General features: G+C 43.8%; 4 protein-coding genes and 1 pseudogene. All 5 read right to left on the bottom strand.

Going from position 1 to position 4606, the window contains the following annotated elements; all coding sequences use genetic code 11:
• Nucleotides 1-158: 158 nt before the first annotated feature.
• A pseudogene (locus PSF16_RS16670) lies at nucleotides 159-785 on the bottom strand (protein phosphatase CheZ).
• A gap of 42 nt (nucleotides 786-827) precedes the next feature.
• The gene (cheY, locus tag PSF16_RS16665; RefSeq protein ID WP_272689730.1) at nucleotides 828-1220 is read right to left on the bottom strand and encodes a chemotaxis response regulator CheY; all 393 of its coding nucleotides are present in this window, start codon (nucleotides 1218-1220) and stop codon (nucleotides 828-830) included.
• 42 nt (nucleotides 1221-1262) lie between these two features.
• Nucleotides 1263-2330, bottom strand: a complete 1068-nt coding sequence (locus PSF16_RS16660) for a protein-glutamate methylesterase/protein-glutamine glutaminase (protein ID WP_272689729.1) — start codon at nucleotides 2328-2330, stop codon at nucleotides 1263-1265.
• Entirely contained in the window at nucleotides 2327-3166 is an 840-nt protein-coding gene (locus PSF16_RS16655) for a CheR family methyltransferase (RefSeq protein ID WP_272689728.1), read from the bottom strand. The genes PSF16_RS16660 and PSF16_RS16655 overlap by 4 nt, the downstream gene beginning before the upstream one ends.
• Before the next feature lie 158 nt (nucleotides 3167-3324).
• On the bottom strand, nucleotides 3325-4606 hold a 1282-nt coding region (locus tag PSF16_RS16650), incomplete at its 5' end, for a methyl-accepting chemotaxis protein (RefSeq protein ID WP_272689727.1).

Here is a 4606-nt window from a genome sequence, read left to right as displayed (position 1 = left end):
AAATCAAAAGTGCGATAGACCTACTGGTCAATGGGTTTTGATTAAAAATCGCGAATAAAATAATGATGCACAACTACCCTAAATAATTTGAGCCATAGCAAGAAGGCAAACTCAGCCAATAACGCTATAGCTCAAAATATCACGAAGAAGCGAACGAATTAGAAACCTAATTCATCTAACAGATCATCCACCTGCGACTGTGATGCCATCACATTCACACCTTCTTTATTAATCTGAGGACCATTGAGCAGGCTTTCACTTTGAGTTTTCACTCGCATTTCTGGTGGTGTATTTTCCATCAGCAACGCTAATAGCTGTTTCTCTGCTTCTTCAACCACTTCCATCATTTTTTTGACGACTTGACCCGTTAAGTCTTGGAAGTCTTGCGCCATCATGATTTCTAGTAATTCAGCTTTAGTCACTTCGCTATCTTGAATAACTTGACCTAAAAAGGCTTACGTAGATTCGCGCAACTCTGATGATACCTCACCAGAGGCGGCTTCTTCCCACTGCTGCTGCAACGCGATTGCATTTTTGTTCATGTCCACTTGCAACGGCTTGATAATATCAATGCCGTTGAGTGTTTTTTCTGCCGCTTGGGCTGTCATTTGGGCAATATAACGCAGGCGATCTTTACCATCTGGTATACTTGCTACTTCCTGCTGAACACTTTTCTCAAGACCCAACTCACGCATACTTTCACGTAAGGTTCTCATCAGAGTTCCAATGCGTGTAATGACGTGTTTTAGATCTTCGTTGCCAGTGCCACTACGGCTGCCATTCATTGCTACTTGTTCAATCATCACTGTCTCCTTTACCGCCCGCGATTATTGCAGCCCCATTTTTTCAAATACTTTATTTAATTTTTCTTCGAGGATAGCGGCGGTAAACGGTTTCACAACATAGCCGCTTGCACCAGCTTGTGCTGCCGCAATGATGTTTTCTTTTTTCGCTTCTGCGGTCACCATTAAGACAGGGATATGTTTTAGTGCATCATCACCACGAATGGTTTTAAGTAACTCTAAACCATCCATGTTTGGCATATTCCTGTCTGCAACCACAAAATCAATATTCCCAGCACGGATTTTTTCGAGGGCATCAACGCCATCTTCCGCTTCTTCAATTTTGTTAAAACCAAGTTCTTTTAATAAGTTACGGACGATGCGACGCATAGTAGAAAAGTCATCGACAACCAGAAAACTCAGATCTTTAGCGGCCATAATCACTCCTTCAAAAATACAATGATAAATAAACTGCCACCACTAAACGGTAACAGTAGAAAGTTTTGTTAATACGCTAGGGGCAATTTTCAGTAGATCCAGCACTTCATCTGCCGCATTCATTTCGATTGCGGCACGTGGCATACCAAATACTACACAGCTACTTTCATTTTGAGCGTAAGTGAAAGCCCCTTGTTGACGCAGGTTGAGTAGGCCTTTGGCACCATCCATTCCCATCCCCGTCAACAAAATACCAATACATTTACGTCCGACATGCTTAGCGACTGAGTCAAATAGCACATCAACGGAAGGACGATGGCGGTTAACCGGATCGCTCTGCTCCAACACCACTTGGTAGCCTTTGCCTTTATCGGCAATCAGCATATGTGAATCACCCGGCGCGATATACGCACAGCCTTTTTGTAAAACTTCGTTGTGCTCTGCCTCTTTAACCGTGAGTGCACACAGTTTATTTAAACGTTCAGCAAAAGAGCGGGTGAAGCCTGCAGGCATATGCTGAGTGATCACCACAGGAGGGCACTCTCTAGGCAGCATCTCTAAAAATTGACGGATTGCTTCTGTTCCACCGGTTGATGCGCCCACTGCTATCACGCGGTTGTTGCACACGTATGGCGTCAGAGGTTTAGCTAGAGTCGTCGGCTCTGCGACTTTTTTCTCTGTTCGAGCAAAACGGTTACGCTGCGACATTTTAGACATCGCCGCTGCGCGAGTTTTTTCACCGATCATATCGCGATAACTCATCATGGTTTCGCGAATACCAATTTGTGGCTTTGTCACAAAATCCACAGCGCCCAGCTCTAAAGCCTTTAATGTCACTTCAGAACCTTTAGAGGTTAATGTGGATACCATGACGACCGGAATTGGATGTAGCCGCATCAATTTTTCTAAGAAATCAATCCCATCCATTCTCGGCATTTCAACATCGAGGGTAATAACATCTGGCTCCAGTTGCTTAATCAAATCCCGAGCAACATACGGATCTGGCGCCGTGTCGACCACTTCCATATCAGAGTGACTGTTGATAATTTCACGCATCAATTGGCGCATTAGTGCAGAGTCATCGACGCACAATACTTTTATTTTTTTCATTGTCCTCTCCTCGCCGACGCTAAGCTGTAGACGGTCTGCCCATTGATCACGAACTGTTTTGTCAATTGCGAAATATTTTCAGAGTGACCAATAAACAATAAGCCATCCGGCTTGAGCAGTGGCGCAAAGCGCTCTAGCAGTTTTATCTGCATTTCCTTGTCAAAATAAATCATGACGTTACGACAAAAAATCGCATCGAAGCGATGTTGTAATTGCCAATCGCCTTCAGTCAGGTTTAAGTAACGAAACTCAATCATGTTGCTAAGAGCGGGTTTTACGCGAGCACACCCTTCGTATTCACCCACCCCTTTCATGAAGTAGCGCTGCCGTTGGAGTGCTGTCAGGGTTTTGAGCTCTTCGATTCGATAGATCCCTTGCTTCGCTTTCTCTAATACTTCCGTGTCAATATCGCTGGCAACGACCTTGGCATTGATGGCGTTTGCCCCCAGAACATCACTCACTGTCATGGCGATAGAATAAGGTTCTTCCCCTGTCGAAGAGGCCGAACACCAAATATTGATATTGCTATTTCGGCGGCTTTTTAAAAAATCCGTCAATGTCGCAAAGTGGTGAGGCTCTCGAAAGAATGCCGTTAAGTTTGTGGTCAGTGCATTGATGAATGCTTGCCATTCCGCATTCAACGGTTCACGTTCTAACATTAGTAAGTAGTCAGAAAAATTGTCGATATTACAGTCACGTAAACGCTTTAATAAGCGGTTATAGACCATATTTTTCTTATTCATCGTAAGGACTATTCCAGACTTTTTATGAATAAATCGACAAACCCGACCAAACTCGTCATCAGTCAAAGGTTCTATCTGTGGTACTAATAGCATCGTACTTGTCGTCCTATTCAATAAAAACCGGCGAGGCAGCCGAAAGTGGCTGCCTAACTATCATCGTCTAACTTGTGAATTGTCTAGCTAACCGTCTCCCCCCAACTCACGTTATCTAGATTGAGACTTCATTATTCACGCTATTGCGTGGATACCCATTACCGTCTAACTCGGGTGGATTGTTCTGGTAATTCGAAAAACTCCACTGTCTCGACCAGATTATTGGCTTGGTCTTCAAGTGCCGCTGTTGCACTCGTTGATTGCTCTACTAATGCGGCGTTTTGTTGTGTAACAGAATCCATTTGGGTTACCGCAATCGCGACTTGCTCAATACCTCGGCTCTGTTCATTCGATGCAGACGCAATGTTGCCCATCAATTCGGTCACCTGATTAACGGCGGCAACCAATTCATTCATAGTTTGACCTGCTTCATTCACCAACTGAGAACCTTGGTTCACGCGTCCAACCGATTCGTCAATCAAGCCTTTAATCTCTTTCGCCGCTTCAGCGCTTCGCTGTGCTAATGCGCGAACTTCACCTGCAACTACCGAGAATCCACGACCTTGCTCACCCGCACGCGCCGCTTCTACTGCTGCATTCAATGCAAGAATATTGGTCTGGAAAGCGATGCCATCAATAACACTGATAATGGCGCTAATTTTCTGAGAGCTGTTCGAAATTGCAGTCATGGTGTCAATCACACCTTCCGTGATTTCACCGCCTTTGGTCGCCGTACGCGATGCACTTACTGCAAGTTCACTAGCTTGACGGGCGTTATCCGCGTTTTGTTTCACCGTCGCCGTTAATTCTTCCATGCTCGCCGCCGTCTCTTCTAACGAGGCAGCCTGCTGTTCTGTTCTTGATGATAAATTATTATTCCCTAAAGCAATCTCACGAATACCCGTATACATTTGGTCTGTATTAGAACGAATAGAGGTGACGGTTTTTGCCAGTGACTGCTGCATGACTTTTAATTTTTCGAATACATCACCGATTTCATCACGGAAATTAATTTCAATATTCTGATTTAGTTTCCCTTCCGCAACGTGCATAAAGTGTTCACTCATGCTGTTTAATGGTGAAATGACTTTACGTTTTAACCATAGGTGTACAACGGCAATCACACCGAAAATAATGACAATCACGGTGAAGAATGAGCCCCATGCAAATTGGTTATAAAATCTTGCATCCGCAATAGAAGCGTTGCTTTCGTCGTTTAAAACAGAGAGGTAGTTATTAATAACACTGATTAATTCATCTTGGTTTTGTTGTGCTGGCAGATTGATATAAGCTGCAACATCGTTGTTATCAAGATTGCCTTTCAATGCATTTAATGTGACGACAAAGGCATTATATTTCTCTTCCAATACCGCTAAGTTTTCTTTTTCGCTTAGTACTGGCTGAGTTTTGAATTCGTTATACGATTTGTTAGCTGAAACT

The organism is Providencia sp. PROV033, from assembly GCF_028484855.1.
In the GTDB taxonomy this organism is placed as follows: Bacteria; Pseudomonadota; Gammaproteobacteria; order Enterobacterales; family Enterobacteriaceae; genus Providencia; species Providencia alcalifaciens.
Note: the sequence above shows the minus strand (reverse complement) of the source record. Positions and strands in the feature narration are given on the sequence as shown.

Coding starts and splice junctions, on each gene's coding strand:
- PSF16_RS16655 (WP_272689728.1), bottom strand. CDS start 3,166: ATGCTATTAGTACCACAGATAGAACCTTTGACTGATGACGAGTTTGGT.
- cheY (WP_272689730.1), bottom strand. CDS start 1,220: ATGGCCGCTAAAGATCTGAGTTTTCTGGTTGTCGATGACTTTTCTACT.
- PSF16_RS16660 (WP_272689729.1), bottom strand. CDS start 2,330: ATGAAAAAAATAAAAGTATTGTGCGTCGATGACTCTGCACTAATGCGC.